The 4,119-nt window shown below is 64.6% G+C and carries 4 protein-coding genes and 1 tRNA gene; 3 read left to right on the forward strand and 2 right to left on the reverse strand.

The genetic code is table 11. From position 1 onward, the window contains the following. Window positions 1-468 precede the first annotated feature (468 nt). Complete coding sequence (locus tag Q0A15_RS05825; RefSeq protein WP_291278589.1) at window positions 469-1,236, forward strand: hypothetical protein; 768 nt, start codon at window positions 469-471, stop codon at window positions 1,234-1,236. Further along, on the forward strand, window positions 1,233-1,487 hold the full coding sequence (locus Q0A15_RS05830) for a helix-turn-helix domain-containing protein (RefSeq protein ID WP_291278590.1): 255 nt from the start codon (window positions 1,233-1,235) through the stop codon (window positions 1,485-1,487). The genes Q0A15_RS05825 and Q0A15_RS05830 overlap by 4 nt, the downstream gene beginning before the upstream one ends. A 91-nt stretch (window positions 1,488-1,578) precedes the next feature. Here the strand turns inward: Q0A15_RS05830 and Q0A15_RS05835 are convergent, their stop codons facing one another. Beyond that, window positions 1,579-2,067 (reverse strand): YajQ family cyclic di-GMP-binding protein, encoded by a 489-nt coding sequence (locus tag Q0A15_RS05835; RefSeq protein WP_291278591.1) that lies wholly within the window; start codon window positions 2,065-2,067, stop codon window positions 1,579-1,581. Between the two features lie 176 nt (window positions 2,068-2,243). On the opposite strand from Q0A15_RS05835, the gene Q0A15_RS05840 reads away from it, so the two are divergent. Then, window positions 2,244-2,325, forward strand: a tRNA-Tyr gene (locus tag Q0A15_RS05840). A gap of 138 nt (window positions 2,326-2,463) precedes the next feature. Here the strand turns inward: Q0A15_RS05840 and Q0A15_RS05845 are convergent. After that, on the reverse strand, window positions 2,464-4,038 hold the full coding sequence (locus Q0A15_RS05845) for an amidohydrolase (RefSeq protein ID WP_291278592.1): 1,575 nt from the start codon (window positions 4,036-4,038) through the stop codon (window positions 2,464-2,466). Between the last annotated feature and the right edge of the window lie 81 nt (window positions 4,039-4,119).

Below are 4,119 nucleotides of genomic sequence, written 5' to 3' on the forward strand. Positions count from 1 at the left end.
CTCGGCCGCCGGCTTGACAGAACCAATGCGGTCGAAGGCTTCCATGAATTCCGCCCGCAATGCAGCGGTTTCGGTTCGAGATGACACGGTGGTCGCAGCTCCTCAAGTAGAGGTGTTGCAACCACCGGTTGAGACCGCCGCCGGAATGGCCACATGGGGCTGAAGTTGAGTTTTTCACTGAAGTTGAGTTGGCGGATTCGTCATGACGGGTGGCTGCATGCGGGAGGCTGAGCGAGGCGTGACCTCATGGCAGGACCTTGGTGGGGGTGCAGAGAGCGATCGGGCCCGTCGCGAAAGCGGCGGGCCCGATGCTGTTATCACTCGTGCCTTCAGGAGGCAGGAACCAGTCTATCAACATGACACTGTGAGACCACTGTGTTCGCGATGAGTCTGCCGGTTGCGGGTGTGGCGTACACGGCCTACGCTTATCGAAGAACGATAATCGTTATTCGATAAACGGAGGATGTCGTGGAAGCGTGGATGACGGTGATCGGCGCGGCGCTGATCATCTTGGCCTTCGTGACGCTCTTGGTCATGTACGGCCTCGGGAACCCGAAGGGACGGGGCAAGGGGCAGCTGGACTCGAGCGTTCTGAGGTTGGTCCGTACCGTGGCGTTGCTCGTTGCGGTGGTGACGGCGATCGGCGCCGTCATGGCGGCCATTCAGACACTGACGAGTTCGAGTCTTGACATCCACGCCAGGGTCAATTCCTTCTCGGCACTACCGGAAGGGGCCGACATCGACTGGGACGGCGCCACCGTGGACTCCGCTCAAGTGCGGATGTTGGACCTGACAGTGACGGGGCTGGGGAGTGGCGATAGGGTGCTGTTGGCCGTTGCCGGGGCGGTCCAGGCGATCCCGGTCGTTGCCGTGGCCCTGCTCGTGTGGCGTGTGTGTCGAAGCGCCCTCGGTGACACCGGCTTCTCGGATCGTCTGCGGCGGGGAGGATTCGCCACGGCCCTGATCGTCCTCGTCACAGGTCTGCTCGGCCAAGTACTGGACGGGGTCGCCTCGGGTCAAGCCGCGGAACACTCCTTGGGTAGCTGGAGTGCGGCCGTCACGCATGGCGCGGATGTGTCCGAGGAGATACCGGCACCCCTCGGTACGGTGGACTTCACGTGGGCACCACTGGTGGCCGCCCTGCTGATCGCCGTGGTCTCGGAGATCATCGCCCGCGTGGTTGCACTGCAGCGGGACAAGGCTCGGCTGCAGGACGACGTCAGTGGGCTGGTGTGAGGGACGTCGAAGCGGGCGAACCATCCGACGCCGATGTCGACACCATCGGTGTGCACTGTCGCCTCACCGAGCTGCTGGAGGAACGCGGCCTGGCCGTCACCGAACTTTCCGCGCTCGTGGGCGTGAGCCCCGTGAACCTCTCCGTGCTCAAGAACGACCGTGCCAAGGCCATCCGCTTCTCCACCCTCGTGGCGATTTGCGACGTGCTGGAATGCGAGATCGGGGACCTGCTGGTGCTTCGTCGCGACTGAGGTGTGGCCAGCGAGGGGGAAGCCGCGCGAAGGAACGACGGCGCGTGCCCCACTCTCGTGGGCCACGCGCCGTCGTGCACTGGGACGGGTCTCAGCGCATGTTCACGAACTGGAGGTCTGCGTCCTCGAATCCCTTGAGCAGCGCGATGGTGTCCTGCAGGTCGTCGCGGGACTTGGAGGAGACCCGCAGTTCGTCGCCCTGGATGGTGGCCTTGACTGATTTGGGGCCCTCGTCCCGGATTAGCTTGCTGATCTTCTTGGCCACGTCCTGGGCGATGCCCTCCTTGATGGAGAGCCCGATCCGGTACTCCTTGCCGGAGGCGAAGGGCTCGCCGGTCTCCAAGGACTTCAGGGAGATGCCGCGCTTGACCAATTTGGACTCGAAGACGTCAAGGACGGCCTTGGCGCGCTCTTCGGAATTGGCCTTGATCAACAGCGATTCCCCGGAGAAATCGATCTCTGCGCCCACACCGCGGAAGTCGTAGCGCTGCGCGATCTCCTTTTGCGCCTGGTTCAGGGCGTTGGAGACCTCCTGCTTGTCCACCTTGCTGACGACATCGAACGTAGAAGTGCTGGCCACGTTTCTCTCCTAGGGGTTGTTTGGAACGTCTGACCCCAAGCCTATCGGGGGAGTGCGCCGCGTGCTGCACATCACCAAGCTTCAGGGAGGGTGCGATTTCACGATCCGGGCCGCAACACTGTAGACTCGTTGACGCATGTTCGGCTCCTCCTCGTGAGGGTGGAACAAGCACCTGCGGCAGATTACCCGAGCGGCCAAAGGGGGCTGACTGTAAATCAGCTGGCACTGCCTACGGGGGTTCGAATCCCTCATCTGCCACCGCAATCGAGAAGACCCGGAACCATCTGGTTCCGGGTCTTCTCTTTTTCCGAGGTGTTCTCGATTCCCGAGGCGTTCCCGGGTCGCTACCGGCGTGAGCAGCGACCCGGTGTCCGGAACGTCAGGGCAGACGGTAGCTCAGACGCGGGAGTAGAGCTTGCGCCCACCGACCCAGGTCTCCTCCACCGAGGTGCCCAACAGGGCGTCGCGGCCGCCGAAGGGATCCTGGCTGAGCACCACGAGGTCCGCAAGATAACCGGGAGCAATGCGACCGGTCGAGGATGCCCGCCCGTTGACGAAGGCGGAGCCGGTGGTGAAGGCCTGGAACATGGCGACCACGTCCAGGCGATCCTTCTCCGGGATCTCCTTGCGCATCTGCGGCTCGGGCAGGTAGCCGGCGGTGGAGCCGATGGCGAGGAAGGGATCGCAGGTGGTGACGGGCCAGTCGGACCCGGCTGCGAGCCGGACGCCCGCTGCCTGCATCCGACCGAAGGGGTACTCGCGGTCCTCGGGGTCCGTGGTCACGGTGACCTCCTTCATGTGCTCGTGCGGGACCGGAGTTCCGGCCCAGAAGCCCTGCACGTTGGCGGTGACACCGAGGTCGGCGAAGCGCTTGAAGTCCTCACCGGCCACCACGAAGAGGTGGGCGATGTGGTGGCGACGCTCCCGCAGCGGGTTCGTGTTGACCGCTTCCTCGATGGCGTCGAGGGCCCAGCGCGTGGTGAGTTCCGCATAGGAGTGGTAGTGACAGTTGAACCCGGCGGCGTCACAGGCCACGGTGACCTCGCGCAGCTGCTCGGGGTTGAAGTAGAGCAGTCCGGCCCCGTCGATCATGATCTTGACGGTGTCAACGACCACGCGTTCGGCGCCCGCGGTTTCCTGGAGAACCCGACGGCGCTCCTTGAGCTCATCCAACTGCTCCATGCCGCGTTCGGGGTTCCACCAGAGCGCGGTGGTCAGGCGCACGTCCAGTGTGGACTCGGCGAGCATGCGAACGTACACGTCGAACTGGTCCCGCATGCCCATGCCCGGGCCAACCAGTGCGTCCTGGCAGGAGGTGATGCCCTTGGACAGCAGGTGGGCCTGTCCGGCGAGGACGCCCTCGATCTGTTCCTCCTCGGTCTTGGTCGGCAGGAACGGGGCCACGAGCGCTGCCGCGGCCTCTTCCAACATGCCGGCGGGGGAGCCGTCTGGCAGGCGGGACAGGCGGCCGTGGTCCGGATCGGGGGTTTCCGCGGTGATGCCTGCCAGCTTCAGCGCTGCGGAATTGAGCCAGATGCCGTGGTGGTCAAAGGGATGGAAGGCTGCGGGGCGATCGCCGGTGACGGAATCCAACAGCTCGGCGGTGGGGGAGCCCTGTTCGAAGAATTCGCGCTGCCAGCCGGCGCCGGTGATCCACTCGTCGTCCGGGTGAGAAGCCGAGAAGGCTGCGATGCGGGAGAGGACGTCCTCGGCCGAGGTGGCGTCGGAGAGTTCGCAGGCCAGCAGGTCGCCACCGCCACCCTCCAGGTGAAGGTGGGCGTCCTGGAAGCCGGGAGTGAGGACACGTCCCTCGAGGTCGATCACGGTGGCGTCGGCGACATCGAGGTCCCCTCGCCCGGTCACGTCGGTGATGACACCGTCATCGACGAGCACATCCAGCGGCCGGGGGGTTGCGAACCCGGTGGTCCAGATGAGTCCGTTGACGAAGGCAATACGTTCGGGGCTGGGCATGGGGTCTCTTTTCCGAGGTGGAGGTACGTTGGTGGGTGGGCGGCGTGAACCGGATCACTCTCACGTCTATTTTTAGTCAAA

It is taken from the genome of Galactobacter sp., assembly GCF_022712295.1.
In the GTDB taxonomy this organism is placed as follows: Bacteria; Actinomycetota; Actinomycetes; order Actinomycetales; family Micrococcaceae; genus Galactobacter.